The organism is Arthrobacter sp. ISL-65, from assembly GCF_018613795.1.
Taxonomy (GTDB): domain Bacteria; phylum Actinomycetota; class Actinomycetes; order Actinomycetales; family Micrococcaceae; genus Arthrobacter.
This window is the reverse complement of record NZ_JAGGPN010000020.1, coordinates 180785-201048: the sequence shown is the minus strand read 5'-3', so window position 1 is coordinate 201048 and position 20264 is coordinate 180785. Positions and strand designations below refer to the sequence as shown.

The 20264-nt window shown below is 67.9% G+C and carries 15 protein-coding genes; 10 read left to right on the top strand and 5 right to left on the bottom strand.

Annotated elements, in window-relative coordinates:
- The first annotated feature begins 151 nt into the window (after positions 1 to 151).
- Positions 152 to 811, top strand: a complete 660-nt coding sequence (locus J7I85_RS09220; protein WP_214850331.1) for a nucleoside triphosphate pyrophosphatase — start codon at positions 152 to 154, stop codon at positions 809 to 811.
- A gap of 102 nt (positions 812 to 913) precedes the next feature.
- Positions 914 to 2725: a biotin carboxylase N-terminal domain-containing protein gene (locus J7I85_RS09215; RefSeq protein WP_214850328.1), complete on the top strand. Its 1812-nt coding sequence runs from the start codon at positions 914 to 916 to the stop codon at positions 2723 to 2725.
- A 100-nt stretch (positions 2726 to 2825) separates the two neighbouring features.
- On the opposite strand, the gene J7I85_RS09210 is transcribed toward J7I85_RS09215, so the two are convergent.
- Positions 2826 to 4238 (bottom strand): MFS transporter, encoded by a 1413-nt coding sequence (locus J7I85_RS09210; protein WP_214850311.1) that lies wholly within the window; start codon positions 4236 to 4238, stop codon positions 2826 to 2828.
- A 279-nt stretch (positions 4239 to 4517) separates the two neighbouring features.
- On the opposite strand from J7I85_RS09210, the gene J7I85_RS09205 reads away from it, so the two are divergent.
- From J7I85_RS09205 to J7I85_RS09190, 4 genes are all read left to right on the top strand, one after another.
- Positions 4518 to 5942 carry an MFS transporter gene (locus J7I85_RS09205; protein WP_214850308.1) on the top strand — a complete coding sequence of 475 codons (1425 nt, stop codon included), beginning with the start codon at positions 4518 to 4520 and terminating at the stop codon, positions 5940 to 5942.
- 1 nt (position 5943) lies between these two features.
- On the top strand, positions 5944 to 8145 hold the full coding sequence (locus J7I85_RS09200) for a molybdopterin oxidoreductase family protein (RefSeq protein ID WP_214850305.1): 2202 nt from the start codon (positions 5944 to 5946) through the stop codon (positions 8143 to 8145).
- Complete coding sequence (locus J7I85_RS09195) at positions 8142 to 9704, top strand: FAD-dependent oxidoreductase (RefSeq protein WP_214850301.1); 1563 nt, start codon at positions 8142 to 8144, stop codon at positions 9702 to 9704. Before J7I85_RS09200 ends, J7I85_RS09195 begins: the two co-directional genes overlap by 4 nt.
- A 93-nt stretch (positions 9705 to 9797) precedes the next feature.
- The gene (locus J7I85_RS09190) at positions 9798 to 10505 is read left to right on the top strand and encodes a hypothetical protein (protein ID WP_214850293.1); all 708 of its coding nucleotides are present in this window, start codon (positions 9798 to 9800) and stop codon (positions 10503 to 10505) included.
- Positions 10506 to 10516: 11 nt separating this feature from the next.
- On the opposite strand, the gene J7I85_RS09185 is transcribed toward J7I85_RS09190, so the two are convergent.
- Together J7I85_RS09185 and J7I85_RS09180 are read right to left on the bottom strand one after the other, a co-directional pair.
- A complete protein-coding gene (locus tag J7I85_RS09185; RefSeq protein WP_214850289.1) occupies positions 10517 to 10888 on the bottom strand; it encodes a PepSY domain-containing protein in 372 nt (123 codons plus the stop codon).
- 230 nt (positions 10889 to 11118) lie between these two features.
- A complete protein-coding gene (locus J7I85_RS09180; protein ID WP_214850286.1) occupies positions 11119 to 12534 on the bottom strand; it encodes an NAD(P)H-quinone dehydrogenase in 1416 nt (471 codons plus the stop codon).
- Between the two features lie 117 nt (positions 12535 to 12651).
- Here J7I85_RS09180 and J7I85_RS09175 point away from each other — a divergent pair, with 117 nt between their 5' ends.
- Positions 12652 to 13470: a purine-nucleoside phosphorylase gene (locus tag J7I85_RS09175; protein ID WP_214850275.1), complete on the top strand. Its 819-nt coding sequence runs from the start codon at positions 12652 to 12654 to the stop codon at positions 13468 to 13470.
- A 10-nt stretch (positions 13471 to 13480) separates the two neighbouring features.
- Here J7I85_RS09175 and J7I85_RS09170 read toward each other — a convergent pair whose 3' ends face one another.
- Positions 13481 to 13975: an Rrf2 family transcriptional regulator gene (locus tag J7I85_RS09170; protein ID WP_214850271.1), complete on the bottom strand. Its 495-nt coding sequence runs from the start codon at positions 13973 to 13975 to the stop codon at positions 13481 to 13483.
- Positions 13976 to 14105: 130 nt separating this feature from the next.
- On the opposite strand from J7I85_RS09170, the gene J7I85_RS09165 reads away from it, so the two are divergent.
- Positions 14106 to 15893 (top strand): phospho-sugar mutase, encoded by a 1788-nt coding sequence (locus J7I85_RS09165; protein ID WP_214850268.1) that lies wholly within the window; start codon positions 14106 to 14108, stop codon positions 15891 to 15893.
- A gap of 32 nt (positions 15894 to 15925) precedes the next feature.
- Here J7I85_RS09165 and nirD read toward each other — a convergent pair whose 3' ends face one another.
- Entirely contained in the window at positions 15926 to 16291 is a 366-nt protein-coding gene (gene nirD / locus J7I85_RS09160) for a nitrite reductase small subunit NirD (RefSeq protein ID WP_214850265.1), read from the bottom strand.
- 296 nt (positions 16292 to 16587) lie between these two features.
- On the opposite strand from nirD, the gene nirB reads away from it, so the two are divergent.
- The gene (gene nirB, locus J7I85_RS09155) at positions 16588 to 19218 is read left to right on the top strand and encodes a nitrite reductase large subunit NirB (protein ID WP_214850263.1); all 2631 of its coding nucleotides are present in this window, start codon (positions 16588 to 16590) and stop codon (positions 19216 to 19218) included.
- 2 nt (positions 19219 to 19220) lie between these two features.
- On the top strand, positions 19221 to 20255 hold the full coding sequence (cobA, locus tag J7I85_RS09150; RefSeq protein WP_214850256.1) for a uroporphyrinogen-III C-methyltransferase: 1035 nt from the start codon (positions 19221 to 19223) through the stop codon (positions 20253 to 20255).
- The last annotated feature ends 9 nt before the right edge of the window (positions 20256 to 20264 follow it).

Below are 20264 nucleotides of genomic sequence, written 5' to 3'. Positions count from 1 at the left end.
GAGGAACGCGGGGTCTCTTAGCGCCCACACAAGCCCTCCGATTGGGCGCTGGGTGACCCTCCCCACCCGCACCCTAGCCTCGCAAGCTCGGCCAGGGAACCCCGCGGGCGTGGGCCCCCGTTGCTTTGCCGGGATGAATTAGGCTGGAGCCGTGACCCGCCTCATCCTTGCCTCCCAGTCCCCCGCCCGCACCAAGCTCCTGACTGAGGCCGGCGTCGAACACGAGGTCCTTGTGTCCGACGTCGACGAGGACGCCGTGCAGGAACGCTACGGCGTCACCGATCCGCACGACACCGCCCTGCTCCTGGCCCGCGCCAAGGCTGAGGCCGTCGCGTCGCTGCCGGAAGCCGAGGGGGCCCTGGTGCTCGGCTGCGATTCCGTATTCGAGTTCGACGGCGAGTCGCACGGCAAGCCGTACACCGTGGACGTTGCCCGGCAGCGGATGCTTCGGATGAGCGGCAGCAGCGGGGTCCTGCACACCGGCCACTGGCTGGTGGACTGCCGCGACACGGACGACGACGGCGGCTCCGGCGCCACGCTGGGCAGCGTCGCCTCCGCGGAGGTGCACTTCATGGAGATGGAGCTCGCGGAGATCGACGCGTACATCGCCACCGGCGAGCCGCTGCACTGCGCCGGCTCCTTCACCATCGACGGCCTTGGCGGCGCCTTCATCCGGAAAGTCGACGGCGACCCGCACGCCGTCGTCGGATTGTCGGTATCCACCCTGCGCTCCCTGCTGGCCCAGGCGAACGTGAGCATCACCGAGTTCTGGCAGGACCTGCCGGACTCGGCAATTCCCGGCGAGTTGTAGCTTCCCTACAAAGACCGGGTCTCTTACCCGCGGATTCCGCCAGTAATATCGGCGGAATCCTCAAAATCAGGCTAGGCTCCCTGAAGGAAAGAAGGAGACGCCTTGTCAGTAAAGCCGGAGCAGTCCGCAGGTCCAGTGCATTCAAAACTCACCAAGGTTCTGATCGCGAACCGCGGTGAGATCGCCGTCCGCGTCATCCGCGCAGCCCGGGACGAGGGCATCGCCTCCGTCGCCGTCTACGCCGATCCGGACCGGGATGCCCTCCACGTCCGGCTCGCCGACGAAGCATATGCCCTGGGCGGGAACACGGCAGCTGAGTCCTACCTTGTGATGGACAAGCTGATCGAGATAGCCCGCCAGTCCGGCGCCGACGCCATCCACCCCGGCTACGGGTTCCTGTCCGAGAACGCCCAGTTCGCGGCCAAGGTCATCGACGCCGGCATCACTTGGATCGGCCCGTCACCGGAGGCCATTTCCGCCCTGGGCGACAAGGTCCGGGCCCGCCACATCGCCGAAAAGGTGGGCGCCCCGCAGGTCCCCGGCACCGCCGACCCCGTTGAGTCCGCCGAGGAAATCCTGGAATTCGCGGACAAGTTCGGCCTGCCCGTGGCCATCAAGGCCGCCTTCGGCGGCGGCGGGCGCGGCATCAAGGTGGCCCGCACCCGCGAGGAAATCCCTGAGCTCTTCGATTCCGCCGTCCGCGAGGCCACGGCTGCCTTCGGCCGCGGTGAGTGCTTCATTGAGCGGTTTCTCGACGCCCCCCGCCACGTCGAGACCCAGTGCCTCGCCGACGCCCACGGCAACGTGGTGGTGGTCTCCACCCGCGACTGCTCACTCCAGCGCCGCAACCAGAAGCTTGTGGAGGAGGCCCCGGCCCCCTTCCTGACGGAGGAGCAGAACCGGCGCCTCTACGAATCGTCCAAGGCCATCCTGAAGGAAGCCGGCTACCTCGGCGCCGGAACCTGCGAGTTCCTTGTCGGCCAGGACGGCACCATCTCCTTCCTCGAGGTCAACACCCGCCTTCAGGTGGAGCACTGCGTCTCAGAGGAAGTTACCGGCATCGACCTGGTCCGCGAGCAGTTCCGCCTGGCCTGCGGCGAGGAGCTTGGCTACGGCGACCCCGAGGTGCGCGGCCACTCCCTGGAGTTCCGCATCACCGGCGAGGATCCGGGCCGCAACTTCATGCCCGCACCGGGCACCGTGACTACCCTGAAGAATCCCACCGGGCCCGGCATCCGCATTGACTCCGGCATCGAAGAGGGCGATGTGATCAGCGGCAACTTCGACTCCATGCTGTCCAAGCTGATCGTCACCGGAGCGAACCGCCCGCAGGCCCTGCAGCGGGCCCGCCGCGCCCTTGAGGAGATGGTGGTGGAAGGCATTCCCACCGTCATCCCCTTCGACCTGGCCGTGGTCAGCAACCCTGCGTTCGCGCCCGCCGAGGGTCCGTTCAGCGTCCATACGCGCTGGATCGAAACCGAGTTCGTCAACGATCTTCCCGCCTGGACGCCAAACGGCGCCGCGCCGGAGGGTGAGGAAGCCGCCGAGCGCCGCACCGTGGTGGTGGAAGTGGGCGGCAAGCGCCTCGAGGTGGCACTGCCCGCCAGCCTCGGCTTCGGCGGGGCCGCAGCCGCCGGCGCGAAGCCGGCCAAGTCCAAGAAGCGCAGCCGCACCGGCGGCGCCACCGCCGCCGTGGGCGGCAACGCCCTGACCTCCCCCATGCAGGGAACCATTGTTAAGGTGGCCGTGGCCGACGGCGACGTCGTCGCCGAAGGTGATCTCGTCGTCGTACTAGAAGCGATGAAGATGGAGCAGCCGCTCACGGCTCACCGCGCCGGCACCATCACCGGCCTGTCCGCCGCGGCCGGCCAGACGGTGGCAGCAGGCGCCGTGATCGCGACGATCGAAGACTAAGGCGACTGAAGACTCAGTCGATCGAAAACTGAAACAGCGCAGGAAAATGCCCGGTGTGATCCACACCGGGCATTTTCGTTTGTGCATCTAAACCTGGGAATCAGGCCACGTTGTTCTCGTAGTCCGTGTTCTTGGTTTCGCGGGTGATCCACAGCGCGATGAACGTCAGCACGGCAGCGGCCGCCATGTAGACGCCGACGAGCCAGGTGCTGCCGCCAGTCGCCTGCCACAGGGCAATGGCAATGAACGACGCCGGAGCGGCGCCGATGACGCTGGAGAGGTTGTACGCCACGGCCGAGCCGGTGTAGCGCACGTTGGACGGGAACAGCTCCGGCAGGATCGCCGCCATCGGGCCGAAGGTTAGGCCCATCAGCGTGAAGCCGACGATGAGGCCGACGATTGCTGCTCCCGGGCCGGGGCCGAACATGGTGAACCAGAGCGCGCCGAACACAAAGATGCCTGCGGTGACGCCCATGAGGAACTTGCGGCGGCCCCACTTCTCGGCCAGCGGGCCGGACACGAGGGTGAAGATACCGAAGAAGACGACGCCGAGGATCAGCATCCAGAGGAAGTCACCGCGGGAAACACCCAGGCCGGGAACGAAGCTGGCGATTTCGGCAGCGGACATCGGCTTGCCGGCCTTTTCCGCAGCGGCCTGGGCGGCCTCAACGGAGGCGGGCTTGGTGCCGTAGGTCAGGGTGAAGGAGGTCATGATGTAGAACAGCACGTAGGTGGCCAGCATGATGAAGGTTCCGGCCAGCACCGGGCGCCAGTGGTTCTTGAAGGTTGCCGCGAACGGAATCTTTACCACTTTGTCTTCTTTCAGGACCTTCTGGAACGAGACACTTTCCACCAGCTTGAGGCGCACATACAGGCCCACGATCACCAGTACGGCGCTGAGCAGGAACGGAACTCGCCAGCCCCAGGCCGCAAATTCCTCCGGGCTGAGGGCGGCGTTGAACCAGATGAAGAGCAGGTTGGCCAGGATGAAGCCAATGGGGGCACCGAGCTGCGGGAACGTTCCGTAGATGGCGCGCTTGCCTTCGGGGGCGTTCTCCGTGGCCAGCAGTGCCGCGCCGGACCACTCACCGCCGAGCGCAAGCCCCTGGGCAAAGCGCAGCAGCACGAGCAGCAGCGGCGCCAGGACGCCCCAGCCGGCAACCGTGGCTGTGGGCAGCAGCCCGATGAGGAAGGTGGCCAGGCCCATGGTGAGGAGGGAGGCCACCAGGGTGCCCTTGCGGCCGAACTTGTCGCCGAAGTGTCCGAACAGGACCGAACCGATGGGCCGGGCGACGAACGCGACGCCGAAAATTGCGAAAGAGCTCAGGAGGGCGTTGATCTCCGTGGCCTGGGGGAAGAACAGCTTGGGGAAGACCAGCACCGACGCAGTGGCGTAGATGTAGAAGTCATAGAACTCGATCGTCGTTCCGATGAGGCTGGCAAAGATCACTTTGCCCTTGGAGTTCACCGGTTTGGCGGTGCCATGTTCCGTTGACGTTGCAGGCGATGACATGTGGGGACGCTTTCATGAGAACTGGACGGACCTCGCTCGGAAGCCCTCCAAACATAGGGATAAAACAGAGTTCAATCTTAGTTCCCGCCGTCCAAGCAACGGACAAGCGTTCCAGAATACGGACTTACTCAGTTGTCTCACCATGAGGTCGTCCGACAAGCCTAACGCCGCCCGCAGCGGGCTGATAGGCAAATGTCACAGCACGTTAACAAACGGCGACCGTCTGCGAAACGCGCCTTCCCTACCTTGGAAGGACAACATTCCCCAAGGAGGTATACCGTGACTGCTGACCGCACCGCAGACGCCGGGACCCACAATTCCCTCGATTTTGCCGCCGCCACCACCACCGAGGCACCCGCCCTTGAAGAGCGTCCCGGACGCTGGATCGCCAACTGGGACGCCGAGAACAAGCACCAGTGGGAATCCCAGGGCCGCTCCATCGCGCGCCGCAACCTCAACTGGTCCATCTTCGCCGAGTTCCTTGGCTTCGTCGTCTGGCAGCTGTGGTCCATCGTGGTGGTCCAGCTCCCCGCCGCAGGATTCACGTTCAGCACGTCCGAAATCTTTTGGCTGATCTCCATGCCGAGCCTCGTCGGCGCCACGCTCCGGATCCCCTACACGTTCATGGTTCCGCGCTTCGGCGGCCGGAACTGGACGATCGTCTCCGCCCTGCTGCTGCTGATCCCCTCGACCGGGCTCGCCCTGTGCGTCTCCAACCCGGAAACACCGTTCGGCGTCATGCTGTTCGTAGCGGCCCTTGCAGGCTTCGGCGGCGGCAACTTCGCCAGCTCGATGGCCAACATCACCTTCTTCTACCCGGCCCGTGAAAAGGGCTGGGCCCTGGGCCTGAACGCCGCCGGCGGCAACCTCGGCGCAGCTGTGGCACAGCTTGCTGTCCCGATCGCCATCACGCTGCTGGCCGCCGGCAGCGTCAACCTTCCCGTCGCCGGCCTCATGTGGACTCCGCTGATCCTGCTCGCAGCCTTCGGTGCCTACAAGTACATGAACAACCTCACGAGCGCCAAGGGCGACGTGGCCGGATCCCTCGCAGCGATCAAGGAACCCCACCTGTGGGTCATGGCACTGCTCTACATCGGAACGTTCGGCTCCTTCATCGGCTTCGCCGGCGTGTTCCCCAAGCTCATCAAGGACTACTTCCCGGCCTTCTCCTCCATCTCGGTCGGCGCTGTGGCCCTTTCCCTGGCCTTCCTCGGACCGCTGGTCGGCTCGCTGGCCCGCCCCTACGGCGGCCGCATGGCTGACCGCATGGGCGGGGCCCGGATGACCGTGTCAGCCTTCGCCGCCATGGCCGTCATCACGCTGACGATGATCTGGACGCTGCCGCTGAAGAACTTCTGGCTCTTCCTGGTCCTGTTCCTGATGCTGTTCACCGCCAGCGGCTTCGGAAACGGCGCCACCTACCGCATGATCCCGGTGATCTTCGCGACGTCCAGCCGCGCGGCCCGCTCCGGAGCCAGCTCGGTGCAGACCCAGCGACTGGCCTCCTCGGCGCTCGGTTTGATCTCCGCCATCGGCGCCTACGGCGGGTTCGTCATCCCGCAGGTGCTGAACGCCTCCAACACGGCCAGCGGCTCCTACACCCCGGCCTTCTACGGATTCGTCGGAGCGTACGCCCTGATGCTCACCGTCTGCTGGTTCTGCTACATCCGCAACGCCAACCGAAACGCGATGGGACACGTCTAACATGACCAAAAGCGCCGACACGCACTGCCCTTACTGCGCTTTGCAGTGCGCCATGACGCTCAAGTCCCCTGCGGCCCCGGCCGCAACAGGGCTGACCCCGGCTGTGCAGCCGGGGTCAGACCCCGTGCCGGCTGTGCCGGCCCTTGAAGTGAGCGGCCGCGACTTCCCCACCAACCGCGGCGGCCTCTGCCGCAAGGGGTGGACGTCGGCATCGCTCCTGCAGCACCCCGGACGCGTCACGGAGCCCATGTTCAAGGGGCCCGACGGCGTCTTCCGCCCCATCTCCTGGGACGAGGCCCTGGGCCGCGTCACCGCCGCCGTCAAGGACGCCCGTGCCAGATACGGCGCGGACTCCGTCGGCGTGTTCGGCGGCGGCGGCCTCACCAACGAAAAGGCGTACCAGCTGGGCAAGTTCGCCCGCCTCGCGCTGGGCACCTCCCGGATCGACTACAACGGCCGGTTCTGCATGTCGTCGGCGGCTGCCGCGGGCATGCGGGCCTTCGGCCTGGACCGCGGGCTGCCCTTCCCGCTCGAGGCACTGGACACCGCCAGCACCATCCTGATGCTCGGCTCCAACGTGGCCGAGACCATGCCGCCGTTCGTCCAGCACCTGCAGGGCGTCCGCGACGCCGGCGGCCTCATCGTGGTGGACCCTCGGCGTTCCGCCACCGCCGCATTCACCTCCGACGGCGGCGGGCTGCACCTGCAGCCCCTTCCCGGCACCGACCTCACCCTCCTGCTGGGCCTCTCCCACGTGGTGATCCACGAGGGCCTCCTCGACGCCGACTACATCCAGGCGCGCACCACAGGCTTCGACGCCGTGGTCCGGTCCGTCAACGCCTACTGGCCGGAGCGGGTCCAATCCATCACCGGCGTACCCGCCTACCTCATCCGCGAGACGGCCCGGCGGCTGGCCGCCGGCGCCCGCCGGGGCGGCAGCTACATCCTGACGGGGCGTGGCGTGGAGCAGCACGTGGACGGCACCGACACCGCCACGGCGGCCATCAACCTCAGCCTCCTGCTGGGCCTGCCCGGCAGCACCCGCAGCGGCTACGGCACGCTCACGGGCCAGGGCAACGGCCAGGGCGGCCGCGAGCACGGCCAGAAGGCCGACCAGCTGCCCGGCTACCGCAAGATCACCGACCCCGCCGCCCGGGCACACATGGCGAAGGTCTGGAACGTCCCCGAGTCCCTCATCCCGGGCCCCGGCCTGCCGGCCGTCCAGCTGCTCAAGTCACTGGGACAGCCCGACGGCGTCCGCTGCCTTTTCGTGCATGCCTCCAACATCGCCGTCGCCTCGCCGGACGCCAACGCAGTAATCCGCGGGCTCCGCAGCCTGGATTTCCTGGTGGTCTGCGACTTCTTCATGTCCGAGACCGCAGCCGAGGCCGACCTCGTCCTGCCGGTGCTGCAGTGGGCCGAGGAGGAAGGCACCCTGACCAACCTCGAAGGCCGCGTCCTCCGCCGCCGCCAGGCCATCCAGCCGCCCGCCGGTGCCCGCAGCGAGCTGTGGATCATGGCCCGGCTGGCCGAGGCACTCGACGCACCGTCCACCTACAGCGACGATCCGGAGACCGTCTTCGAAGAGCTGCGCCTGGCATCCGCCGGCGGGGCGGCCGACTACTCCGGCATCGACTACGCCATGCTGGACAGCGGCGCAGCCGCGTACTGGCCCTACCCCGCCGGCAGCACCGGAACGCCACGCATGTTCCTGGAGGCGTTTGCCCATCCGGACGGCAAGGCGGTCATGACGCCGGTGACGCCCCGCCGCCGTCGTACTCCAATGGCGAATCCAGACCCGGCCGCCAAGCCCATGACCCTCATCACCGGCCGCCTGCTGGAGCACTATCAGTCGGGCGCGCAGACCCGGCGGGTGGCAGAGCTCCTGGCATCCCAGCCCGAAGCCAGAATGCAGATCCATCCGGCAGCCGCCGCGGCCATGGGCATCACGGACGGCGCGGAGGTCTCGGTGGCGAACGAGCGCGGCGAGGTGGTCTGCCGCGCCGAACTCAGCACGGCCATCCGCCCCGAGACCGTCTTCCTGCCGTTCCACTTCCCCGAGCTGGAAAGCGCGAACCGGCTGACGGAAGCGGCCACGGATCCCATCTCGGGAATGCCCGAATTCAAGTTCAACAACGTCTGGGTCCGGCTGGCAGCGGCCACCCCGATCACCAGTGTTCTGCAGACATCGGAGGCCTCATGAGCGAGCAGATTGTAATTGTCGGATTCGGTCCGGTGGCCGCGCGGCTGGTCGACGAACTCCTGCCGGCACTGCGCGCCGGTCAGGTGGGGCTGACGGTCATCGGCCAGGAAGCCGAGGCAGCCTACAACCGGGTGCTGGTGGCCGACCTCGGGGTTGGACGCACCACCGCTGAGGCGCTGGCCCTCGCAGACGCCGCAGCCCTGGTGGCCGACGGCGTGGATGTCCGGCTGGGCGTGAAGGTTCGGCGCGTGGACCGCGCTCGGCAGTCCGTTATTCTTTCCGACGGCAGCTCGGCCCACTACGACCGGCTGGTCTTCGCCACCGGTTCTCGGCCCGTGATCCCGAACCTCACAGGGCTGAACCCGGACCCCGCATCCCCGGTCCTCCCGCCGGGTGTCACCGCGCTCCGCGACCTCCGCGACGCCGAGGTGCTGCGCCAGGCGGTGGCTGGCCGCAAGCGCGTGGTGGTGCTGGGCGGCGGCGTGCTGGGGCTTGAGACAGCCCTCGCGGCTGCAGAGGAAGGCGCCACGGTCACGGTGGTGCACAACGGGCCCCACCCGCTGGGCCGGAACATCGACCGCGGCGGCGGCGCCGTGCTGGCCGCCAGCCTGCGCAACTGCGGCGTCCGGGTGGCCGGCAACGCCCGTTCCACGGGCGTTGAGCATAACGCCCCCGACGGCGGGTTCTCGGCTCTGCTGCTCGACGACGGATCGGCGGTGGACGGCGACCTGCTGGTCCTGTCCTGCGGCGTCCGCCCGCGCATTGAGCTCGCCGAGGGCTGCGGGCTCTCCACCGCGACAGGCATCCTGGTGGACCACCGGCTGCGCGCCCACCACGAGCCGCACATCTTCGCCATCGGCGACTGCGCCGAGGTCCGCTGCCCGGATCCTGCCTGCATCGAGTGCCGCACCGCCCGCGGACCGTCCGGCCTGGTAGGTCCCGGCTGGCGGCAGGCCGAATGGCTCGCCGAATACCTCCTGCTCCTGTCCGAGGGTGCCGCGGAGGACGCCGATTCGCTGCCCCCGCTCCCCCAGGAAAAGCCCGGTGTAATCGTGCTGAAGGCCCGGGGCATGAACATGGCGGTGGCCGGCGAAAACTCCGCCGAACCCTGGGATGAGGAAGTCCTGACAGCCGGAGCCGTCAATGGCAGGCCGCGCCTGCAGATTGCACAGTGGGCCGACCCCGAGCACGGGCGCTACGTCAAGATGACCACCCGCGGCGGTGTGCTGGAGGGCCTGGTCAGCGTGGGCATGCCGCGCACTGCGGGAGAGCTGGTGCAGCTCTTCGAACGCGGCGCCGAACTGCCCGCGGACAGGTCCCTGCTCCTGCGCCTCGACGGACCCGACCAGCTGGCCTCGGCCGGTGCGTCCAACGACCCCGAGAGCACGGTGTGCCGCTGCGCCGGCGTGAGCGGAGGCAAGATCGCCGAAGCCGTGACCGGCGGCTGCTCCACCGTAGCCGAGGTCTCCGCTTCCACCCGGGCCGGCACCGGCTGCGGCGGCTGCCACGAGGACATCAAGGGACTGATCGAGAAGCACTTTCAGGGGGCTGCCGCCTAAGACCGCTGCCGGGTGACCGGACCTTGCACGTACCGTTGAGCTGCCGCGTCACACAAATCGGGCTGGCCGCGGTTGGCCGGTAGCATCGGTGGCATGAATGCCGACGAAGACGACGACATCACCGAAGAGCTGCTGGCTGATTCCGAAAAGCTGACCGGGCTGAGCCTTGAGCTCCTGGGGCTGGACCCGCATCCCGACGACATGACCGCCGAACAGCGGCTCCAGTTCGACCCCGAGGATCTGGCCGAGATGGCCTCCGTCGGCTCCGACGACCGGGAGCGGTCCGCGCGCCAGACGCGGCTGCTGGCCGGCCTGCTGTGGAATTCGTCCAGCATCCTCATCGACCAGCTGTTCCGCGACCTTGGCACGCTGCACGAACTGGACACTGTCACCCCTGAGGCCATCGCCGGAACGTCCGTGCTGTCCTCGCTGCCCCCGCAGTTCGCTTCCAACTATGACGCGAAGTTCACGCAACGGTTCATTGTGGTGGCAGCGGACGTCACCGCGTCCTTTGCCCGCGGCTGGGCTGCTCCCGGCTGCCTCGCAGGCGAGCTCGCCGTCCGTTGCCTGCTCGACCAGGCCAGGATCACCGAGGACATTTACGAACTGGACCTCCCCGAGGAGTGGCGGGCCGTCGTTGAGGAGGTCCTGCTGGAAGACGCCGACTCAGGAACCCTGTACGCGGACGGCGCACTCCACGCGGACGGCGCCGGCGAACAGGGTACTGGCAAGCTGGATATCCGGCACTGGTTCGAGCCCTTCGCGCCCGGCGACGCCGTTCCTCCTTACGCCTGTTCCTGAGCCACCGGCACTTACCTGCGTCCGAGCCCGGTTTCCGTGGCGGCGATGTTGAAGGAAGCGTCCAGCTTCACTGTGGCCCTCGAGCCGTCAGCCTTCGTGATGTGTGCTTCATAGACCGCGCCTTCGGCGTCGGTCTCAACCCGGTGGACCGTCGCGCCGGGGTTGGCCGCGAGCACCGCGTTCTTCACCCTGGTGGCGGTGGTCCCCGTCAGCAGCTGCTCGGTAATCCCGTTGGCCTGGTGGCCACCTTTGGCGGAGTCCGTGCTGGACTGGCTTCCGGTCGACGAGGCAATGACGGGATAGCCCATGGCGAGGTAGGCACCGCCGCCCACGAGGGCCGCGACGAGGGCGGTGTTGATTGCGGCTTTTTGAACAGTGATCATGGCATGCTCCTGGCTTCCGCGGTCCGACCGTCCGGAAGTACCCTCCGCCTGGCTGACCGCACGTGATCGGTCTGTCGCAGCCCGGTGCCGCCAACCCCGGGGATCGACAGTCTGAATTTTACTCAGCTCTGCCGGTGGCGACTAGGAGCAAGCCGCCATTCACAGGATGTGCCGCACCCCGGGTCTCGACAGGCCCGACACGCGGAACAGGCCCGACCAGCCGGCCCCGCTTAGATGTGCACGTGCAGCCGGCGTGCAGCCTCGGAGATGGAGCCGCTCAGCGACGGGTACACCGTGAAGGTGCTGGCGACGTCGTCGACGTGCAGTTTCTGCTTCACCGCGATGGAGATGGCGAAGATCAGCTCGGACGCGTTGGCGCCCACCACCACGCCGCCGATCACTGTCCCGGACCCCTTGCGGGCGAAGATCTTGACGAAGCCGTCCTTGACGTTGCGCATCTTGGCGCGGGCGTTGCTTTTCAGGGACAGCTTGATGATGTCGCCCTGGTACTTGCCGGACTCGATCTCCGCCTCGGACACGCCCACCGACGCGATCTCGGGCGAGGTGAAGATGTTGGACGCCACCTGGTGCAGCTTGATGGGGGTCACCTGGTCGCCCAGGAAGTGCGCAATCGCGATCCGGCCCTGCATGGCCGCGACGGAGGCGAGGGCCAGGACGCCGGTGCAGTCGCCGGCGGCGTAGATGTTCGGGGCGGTGGTGCGGGAGACGCCGTCGACCTTGATGTGGCCGCTTTCGGTCAGTGCGACGCCGGCTTCCTCCAGGCCGATGCCGGCCGTGTTGGGAATGGAGCCCACGCAGACCAGGCAGTGGCTGCCCGTGACCTTGGAGCCGTCACCGAGGGTGACCACCACGCCGTCGTCGGTCCGTTCCACCGTCTCGGCGCGCGAACGGGACAGCACCTTCACGCCGCGGCGTTCGAAAACCTCTTCCAGCACCTCGGCGGCGTCCGTGTCGGAACCCGGAAGCACGCGGTCGCGGCTGGAGATCAGGGTGACCTTCGAGCCCAGGCCGTTGTAGGCGGAGGCGAACTCGGCGCCGGTCACGCCGGAACCCACCACGATCAGTTCCTCCGGCAGCTCGTCCAGGTTGTAGATCTGGGCCCAGTTCAGGATCCGTTCGCCGTCCGGCCGTGCCGTGGGCAGTTCCCGCGGGTGCGCCCCGACGGTCAACAGGATGGCGTCCGCCTCGACGGTTTCCGTTCCATCGGCCGTCAGGACCTCGATGGTGTGGTTGTCCACCAGCTTGCCGGAGCCGTTCAGGATCCGGACGTTCTGGTGCTCCAGGCCGGTCTGGATGTCGAGGGACTGCTGGCGGGCGAGGCCGAGCAGGCGGTCGTTGATGTGCTTGAGATCGGCGCGCATGACCGGAACGAAGTCCCCGCCGTCGACGTCGAACTTGACCCCCAGCTCACCGGCACCGCCGACGCGGGTCATCAGGTCCGCCGTCGCGATCAGCGTTTTGGACGGCACGACGTCGGTCAGCACCGCCGAGCCGCCGAGGCCGGCCCGCTCGATGATGGTGACTATGGCTCCCAGCGAGGCGGCCACCATGGCGGCTTCATAGCCACCCGGACCTCCGCCGAGAATTGCGATTCGGGGGGCGCTGAAATCAGGATGCATAGTCACAAGAAGTCATTCTCCTGCATCCGGCGCCGGACCACCAACCTTCCGGGGCTGGCCGGGCAGCCCGCAGGGGCGCGTTTCTGCTGCCACCACAGTCTCCGGCACGGTAGCTTGGACCGGGTGAGCACAACAGAATTCCTGGACACGGACCCCTTCGAGGCAGCACGGACGGCCGCGGACTACATCGCATCGGAGACCGGCGTCCAAGCGCACGACATCGCCCTGGTCCTGGGCTCGGGCTGGGCCGAGGCTGCCGACCTCATCGGCGAGACCACTGCCACGCTGGCGGCGTCGGAGGTCCCCGGCTTTTCGGCTCCCGCCGTAGAGGGTCACGTGGGCACCATCCGGTCGGTGCTGACGCGTGAAGGCAAGCGCGCACTGGTCCTCGGCGCCCGCACCCACTACTACGAGGGCAAGGGCGTCCGGGCCGTGGCCCACGGCGTGCGCACCGCGGCCGCCGCGGGCTGCCGGACCCTGGTGATCACCAACGGCTGCGGCGGGCTCAACGAAGACTGGGCACCCGGCACCCCCGTGCTCATCAAAGATCACATAAACCTCACCGCGGCGTCCCCGCTCGAGGGCGCCACCTTCGTGGACCTGACCGATCTGTACTCGTCGCGGATCCGGGACCTGGCCCGCGAGGTGGACCCGTCCCTGGACGACGGTGTCTACGCCCAGTTCACCGGCCCGCACTACGAGACGCCGGCCGAGGTGCAGTACGCCAAGCGTATCGGTGCCGATCTGGTGGGCATGTCCACGGCGCTGGAGGCCATCGCTGCCCGGCACGCCGGCATGGAGGTCTTCGGCATTTCGCTGGTCACCAATCTCGCGGCCGGCATCAGCCCGACGCCGCTGAGCCATGAGGAAGTGCTCGAAGCCGGACACGCTGCGGGGCCGCGCATCTCCAAGCTCCTGGCGGAAATCATCGGCCGGCTTTAGTCCCGCCCCTCTAGTCCCGCGCGCCGTTTGCGGCGAGGAGTTGTGCGAGCGAGCTGGCCCGGGCCCCGGGGAACCGCCGTTCGAGGGACTGCGCAATGCCTGCCACGGTCTGGCGTGCGAGTTCGGTCCGCCAGGCCAGCTCCGCCTGGCGCATGGACTGCGAGATGATGCAGCTGCGGAAGTAGTCCTCGCCCGCATTACCGCCGGGACAGTTCGCCAGGATGCCGTCGCAGCGGAACGCCAGGTCCCGGCCTTCGATGGCCAGCACCACGTCCAGCACCGAGATCCGGTCAGGCCGCCGCGCCAGCTGGAACCCTCCCCTGGGGCCGGACACGGACTTCAGGACGCCTGCCCGCACCAGGCACTGAAGCTGTTTGTTCAGGTACGCCGGCGGCAGCTTATACAGCTCGGCCAGCCGGCCGCTGCTGATCGGTTCCCCGGCGGGCGCCCAAGCCATGTTGACGCAGCAGTGGAGGGCCCACTCCACCCCCTGGTTCAACTTCACATCCAAGACAGTACGTGTCCAGAATCTCCTGTCAAGAAGCGCTCCGGCCGCCATGAACCGGTGAGGTTGTGACCGGTCCGCAGCCCCGTCCGGCACCGCTCCGGCGCACTTTGACGATAGTTTGGTTTCCATGACGCCTTCCGAAGCCGATCTGCAGCTGCTCAACGACGCCCGGGCCTGGGCCGCCCAGGATCCGGATCCCCGGACCGCGGCAACGCTGACCGAACTCGTGAAGCTCACCGAGGCCGGCACGCCCGCCGCCCGGCAGGACCTTGAAGACAGCTTCCGGGGAACGCTGCAGTTCGGAACGGCCGGCCTACGTGCCGCCCTGGGCCCGGGGCCCAACCGGATGAACCGCGTCGTGGTCCGCCGCGCAGCGGCGGGCTTCGCCAATTTCCTGGTCCGCGCGGTGTCGGAGGCTGCGCCCGGAACACGGCCCCGCGCCGTCGTCGGCTATGACGCCCGCTACAACTCCGACATTTTCGCGACGGAGACGGCGGCGGTGTTCACTGCGGCGGGAATCGAGACGTTCCTGATGCCGGCTCCCCTGCCGACGCCGCTGCTGGCGTATGCGGTCCGGGCGCTGGAGTGCGATGGCGGCGTGATGGTCACAGCCAGCCACAACCCCCCGCAGGACAACGGCTACAAGGTGTACCTCGGCCGGCATGCGGTGGAGGAAAGCGGCCGGGGCGCGCAGATCGTGGCGCCGTACGACGCCCTGATCGCCACCGAAATCAGCAAGGTGGGCGACCTTGCCTCGATCCCCCTGGCCCAGGACGGCTGGACGGTCCTGGAGGACGGGATCGTCCAGGACTACGGGGCCGCCACGGCAGGGCTGGCCGACCGCGGGCTCTTCCCGGCGCGGGACCTGAAAATCGTCCTGACACCATTGCACGGCGTAGGCGGAGCGACGGCTGTCTCCGTCCTCCGGGCCGCCGGATTCACCGACGTGACGCTGGTCAGCGAACAGGCCGAGCCGGACCCGGACTTCCCCACCGTCAGTTTTCCCAACCCTGAGGAACCCGGCGCCCTGGACCTGGCCCTGGGTGAGGCGATGCAGGCGGACGCAGACATCGTGCTGGCCAACGACCCGGACGCCGACCGTGCCGCCGTGGCCGCGAAGGACCCGGACACGGGTGCGTGGCGGATGCTGCGGGGCGATGAGGTGGGCGCCCTCCTGGGAGCGCACGTCGTAGCGCGCCTGGCCGCCTCCAAAGCGGACTCAACCGGAGCGAACGCTTCCGGAGTGGAGGCGGGTGGCGGCGTGGAGCCGGGCGGCGGCGTGTTCGCCAATTCGATTGTTTCGTCGCGGCTGCTTTCACGCATCGCCGCCGCAGCCGGGTATGCGCACGAGGAAACGCTGACCGGGTTCAAGTGGATTTCCCGGGTGCCGGGCCTCGTCTACGGCTATGAGGAGGCGCTGGGTTACTGCGTTGCGCCGGATCTGGTCCGTGACAAGGACGGACTGTCCGCCGCAGTGCTGATCGCGGAATTGGCGGCCGCAGCCAAGGCTGAGGGCAAGACGATCTTCGACACCCTGGACGAGCTGTATCTGGTGCACGGGCTCCACGCGAGTGACCAGCTGAGCATCCGCGTGGGTGACCTCGGCCTGCTGGATGCCATGATGAACCGGCTGCGCGTGAACCCGCCCGAATCGTTTGGCGGGTCGGCCGTGGAGTCATTCGTGGATCTGGCCGAAGGCAGCGAACAGCTGCCTCCGACCGACGGGCTGCGTTACCTGACCCGCAACCTCAGCCGCGTGATCATCCGGCCGAGCGGCACGGAGCCGAAACTCAAGTGCTACCTGGAGGTCATCCAGAGCGTCGGCTCGGCCGCTGAACTGCCCGAGGCCCGGCTGGCGGCGAGGGCCGCGCTGGACCAGGTACTCACTGACGTGCGCGAGGCCCTGGGGCTGTAACTTGTCGTGGGCCTTGTTAGGGCCCGGGGGCTTTAGAGTTCAACCTCGATGAAGCCGTCCACGATGCGCGTGCTGAACGCGGCGAGGCGCAGGTCCCCGTTGCCGAAGCACTCGCCCGTCTCGAGGTCGTAGACCTCCTTGTGCAGCGGCGAGGCGATGGTGGGGCGCATGCCGCGTGATCCGAGGATGCCGCGCGCCATGACGAAAGCGCCCGTGGCCGGGTCCTCCTGCGCTACGGCGAAAACCTCACCGGGGCCCGTGCGGAACAGGGCCACCTGCCGGCCGGCCACGAGTGCCGCTTCGCCCCAGGCCAGTTCCAGGTCCTCCACCGCGCAGACGCGGTGCCAGCCTGCTGCATATCCGGTGGCGAGATCCTCAAGTTCCAGTGTTGCCGTCATGTCCGGCTCCTCTCCCTTTTTGCGTGCTTTCCGGCCGCTTGCCGGTCCTGCAAGGCGTGTAGTGCGCCCGCTGTTGCCGTCGCTGCGGCCGTATTCCAAAGCTAGGGCGACGGTGTTTCGAAGGGGTGCAGTCAATGTGTCGCGTACGTAAAAGACACCTCACATGGCCCGAAACAATCCCGTGATGCAGAAGTTAAGTTCACGAAACAATTGGGAAACTGAAGCGAAACTGCGGCTCCCTAGTCTGGATGGACAAGCTGCAGAGCACCGTCTGCGGCCCATGCGAAAGGCCCACAGTGACCGAACAGACTTCAAGCACAGAGACTCCGCGCCGCATCGTCGTCGCCGGCGGCGGCCCGGCGGCCCACCGTTTTGCGGACGCAATGCATGCCCGTGGCCTCGAAGGCTGGCAGGTAACTGTTCTGACCGAAGAAGCCCACCTGCCCTATGACCGCGTTGCCCTGAGCAAGGCCCTCACGGACAGCACCGTTGACCTGACGCTGGGTACGACTTCCATGTGGGACCACGAGTCGCTGACCCTGCAGACGGGCGAGCGCGTGGTGAAGATCGATTCCGCGGGCAAGTCCGTTGAAACCGCAGCCGGCAACACCTATGAATACGACGAACTCGTGGTCGCCACGGGTTCGGACGCCGCCCGGCTCCCGCTGCCCGGCGCCGAGCGAGTGCACGTCTACCGCACCCTCGAAGATGTCTGGGCCATCAACAAGTCCATCACCGAACTCACCGAAAAGCTCGGCCGCAAGGTCAACGCCGTCACCATCGGCGGCGGCCTCCTCGGCCTCGAATCCGCGGCCGGCACCGAACAGCTCGGCGCCACACCCGTCGTCATCAACGGCGCCCCCTGGCTCATGAACACCCAGCTCGACGAAGGCGCCGGGCAGGCCTTGGGCCGCCTCATCGAGGCGAAGGGCTTCGAGGTCCACGGCGGGGTGTTCCCCTCAGAAATCCTCGCGGACGACGACGGCCAGGTCACCGGTGTACTGATGGCCGACGGCCGCACCATCCCCGCCGACATCGTCATCGTTGCCATTGGCGTCAAGCCCCGCGACGAACTCTTCCGCACCGCGGAAGGCGAAGAACCGCTGTTTGACCTGGGCCCACGCGGCGGCGTGGTCATCAACGACTACTGCGCCACCCAGGTGCCGGGCATCTGGGCCATCGGTGAGGTAGCAAACTTCGAGGGCATGTGCCTGGGACTCGTGGCTCCGGCCAACACCATGGCCGAAATCGTGGCCGACCGCCTGCACGGCGGCGAGGCAACGTTCCCCGGCTTCGACACCGCCACGAAGCTGAAGCTTTCCGGCGTGGACGTAGCCAGCTTCGGCGACGCGTTCGCCCGGACCGAGCACGCCCTCGAAATCGTGTACGCGGACCCCGCCCGCGGCGTCTACCAGAAGATTGTCACCACGGACGACGCCAAGACCCTGCTGGGCGGCATCTTCGTGGGCGACGCAACTCCCTACACCAGCCTCCGCCCGCTCCTGGGCCGCGAGCTCCCGGCAGAGCCCGGCGCCTACCTGACCGCCGCCGGCGGCGGGGAAGCCCCCGAGACCGAGCTGCCGGACGACGCCACCCTCTGCTCCTGCAACAACGTCACCGCCGGAACCATCCGCGACGCCATCAACGGTTGCGGCGCCTGCGACGGCAACGCCCCGGTCCAGGAACTCGGCGAACTCAAGGGCTGCACCCGCGCCGGCACCCAGTGCGGTTCCTGCGTGCCGATGCTCAAGAAGCTGCTGGAAACCGAGCTGACCAAGTCCGGCGTCGAGGTCTCCAAGGCCCTCTGCGAGCACATCGAACTGTCCCGCCAGGAACTGTTCGACGCCATCCGCGTCCTGGAGCTGACCTCCTTCGAGGAGATCATGGCCAAGTACGGCACCGGCGCAGGCTGCGACATCTGCAAGCCGACCATCGGCAACATCCTCGCCAGCCAGAACAGCGCCTACGTGCTGGACGCGGGCCGCGGCACCCTGCAGGACACCAACGACCGCGCGCTGGCCAACATGCAGAAGGACGGCACCTACTCGGTGGTCCCCCGCATCGCCGGCGGCGAGATCACCCCGAAGAAGCTGGGCGTCATCGCCGCCGTCGCCGAGAAGTACAACCTGTACACCAAGATCACCGGCGGCCAGCGCATCGACATGTTCGGCGCCCGGCTGGAGGAGCTCCCGGAAATCTGGAAGGAACTGGTGGACGCCGGCTTCGAGTCCGGCCAGGCCTACGGCAAGAGCCTTCGCACGGTGAAGTCCTGCGTCGGTTCCACCTGGTGCCGCTTCGGCGTCCAGGACTCGGTGGCCATGGCCATCCAGCTGGAACTCCGCTACCGCGGCCTCCGCAGCCCGCACAAGCTCAAGATGGGCGTCTCCGGCTGTGCCCGCGAATGCGCCGAGGCCCGCGGCAAGGACGTCGGCGTGATCGCCACCGCGGACGGCTGGAACCTGTACGTCGGCGGCAACGGCGGTGCCACCCCGGCCCACGCCCAGCTCCTGGCCAAGGACCTCGATGACGAAACCCTGATCAAGTACATCGACCGCTACTTCATGTACTACATCCGCACCGCCGACCGCCTGCAGCGCACCGCACGCTGGCAGGAAGAGCTCGACGGCGGCATCAAGCACGTCGAGGACGTGGTGGTCAGGGACACCCTCGGCATCGCCGAGGACCTCGAGGCAGCCATGGCCAAGCACGTCGACACCTACAAAGATGAGTGGGCAGACACCCTGAAGGACCCCGAGCGCCTCCGCCGGTTCCGCTCCTTCGTCAACGCCCCCGACCAGAAGGACGATTCCATCACGTTCGTCCCGGACGAGCGCGGCCAGATGCGCCCGGCCACGGCTGAGGAAAAAGGCAAGGTGCTGATCGGGGCCTCCATCCCCCTGCGGCCCCGCGATGAGAACGAGGTATAGGCATGCAGCTCAGCATTGATCTCACCGGCCGCGAGGTCCTGGTCACCGGCTCGGATTTTGCCGCCCGCCAGGCCGTCCGCCGCTACGAGGCAGCCGGCGCCGTCGTCTCCCGCCTCAGCACCCCGCAGGGTGCCGGGCACGACGGTCCCCTGCCCGAGCGCCCGTTCCTGGTCGCGGCAGTCGACGACGGCCAGACCGGCTGGGAGCCGCTGCTGGACCGCTGCCGCGCCGCCGGCATTCCGGTGGCGGCCGAGCCGGCCGCCGGCCGGGCCGGCCACGTCACGCTGGTTGGCGGCGGCCCGGGCACCGGCGAGCTGCTGACCGTGGCGGCCGTCAAGGCCCTGCGCGATGCCGACGTCGTGTTCTACGACCGGCTGGCCCCGTACCAGGAGCTGGCGTCGCTCACCTCCGCCGAGCTCGTCGACGTCGGTAAGCGCCCGGGACACCACAAGGTGAGCCAGGGCGACATCGAGAAGCTCATGGTCGCTTCCGCGTTGGAAGGTAAGAACGTGGTGCGCCTCAAGGGCGGCGACCCGTACGTCTTCGGCCGCGGCGGCGAGGAAGTTGCCTCCTGCGTCGCCGCCGGCGTCCCCGTCCGGGTGATTTCCGGCGTCACCAGCGCCATCTCCGTGCCGGCTGCCGCCGGCATCCCCGTGACGCACCGTGAAGTCAGCCACATGTTCACCGTAGTGTCCGGCCACGCGCCGCTCACGGAGAAGGAACTGACGCACCTGGCCGGCCTGGGCGGAACCATCGTGGTGCTGATGGGCATCGGCACGCTGCACCACCTCGCCGCCGGCCTGCGCCGCGCCGGGATGCGCACCGACATGCCCATGGCTGTGGTGGAGCGCGGCTACCGGCCGGGCCAGAAGACCACCATCGCCGAACTGGGCACCATCGCAACTGCCGCCGCCGGCTGCAGCAATCCCGCCGTCCTGGTGATCGGCGAGGTGGTGCGGGTGGCTGAGGCCAACCGCGGGCATGCCGAGGCCGAGGCGGAACTCGACCGTCTGGCGGCCTCGCTGCTGGGTTCGTGATAGGCATGA

Bases quoted from the DNA above. Each gene is read 5' to 3' on its own strand.
- J7I85_RS09210 (WP_214850311.1), bottom strand. From the start codon at position 4,238: ATGTCATCGCCTGCAACGTCAACGGAACATGGCACCGCCAAACCGGTG.
- J7I85_RS09200 (WP_214850305.1), top strand. From the start codon at position 5,944: ATGACCAAAAGCGCCGACACGCACTGCCCTTACTGCGCTTTGCAGTGC.
- J7I85_RS09195 (WP_214850301.1), top strand. From the start codon at position 8,142: ATGAGCGAGCAGATTGTAATTGTCGGATTCGGTCCGGTGGCCGCGCGG.
- J7I85_RS09190 (WP_214850293.1), top strand. From the start codon at position 9,798: ATGAATGCCGACGAAGACGACGACATCACCGAAGAGCTGCTGGCTGAT.
- J7I85_RS09185 (WP_214850289.1), bottom strand. From the start codon at position 10,888: ATGATCACTGTTCAAAAAGCCGCAATCAACACCGCCCTCGTCGCGGCC.
- J7I85_RS09165 (WP_214850268.1), top strand. From the start codon at position 14,106: ATGACGCCTTCCGAAGCCGATCTGCAGCTGCTCAACGACGCCCGGGCC.
- nirD (WP_214850265.1), bottom strand. From the start codon at position 16,291: ATGACGGCAACACTGGAACTTGAGGATCTCGCCACCGGATATGCAGCA.
- cobA (WP_214850256.1), top strand. From the start codon at position 19,221: ATGCAGCTCAGCATTGATCTCACCGGCCGCGAGGTCCTGGTCACCGGC.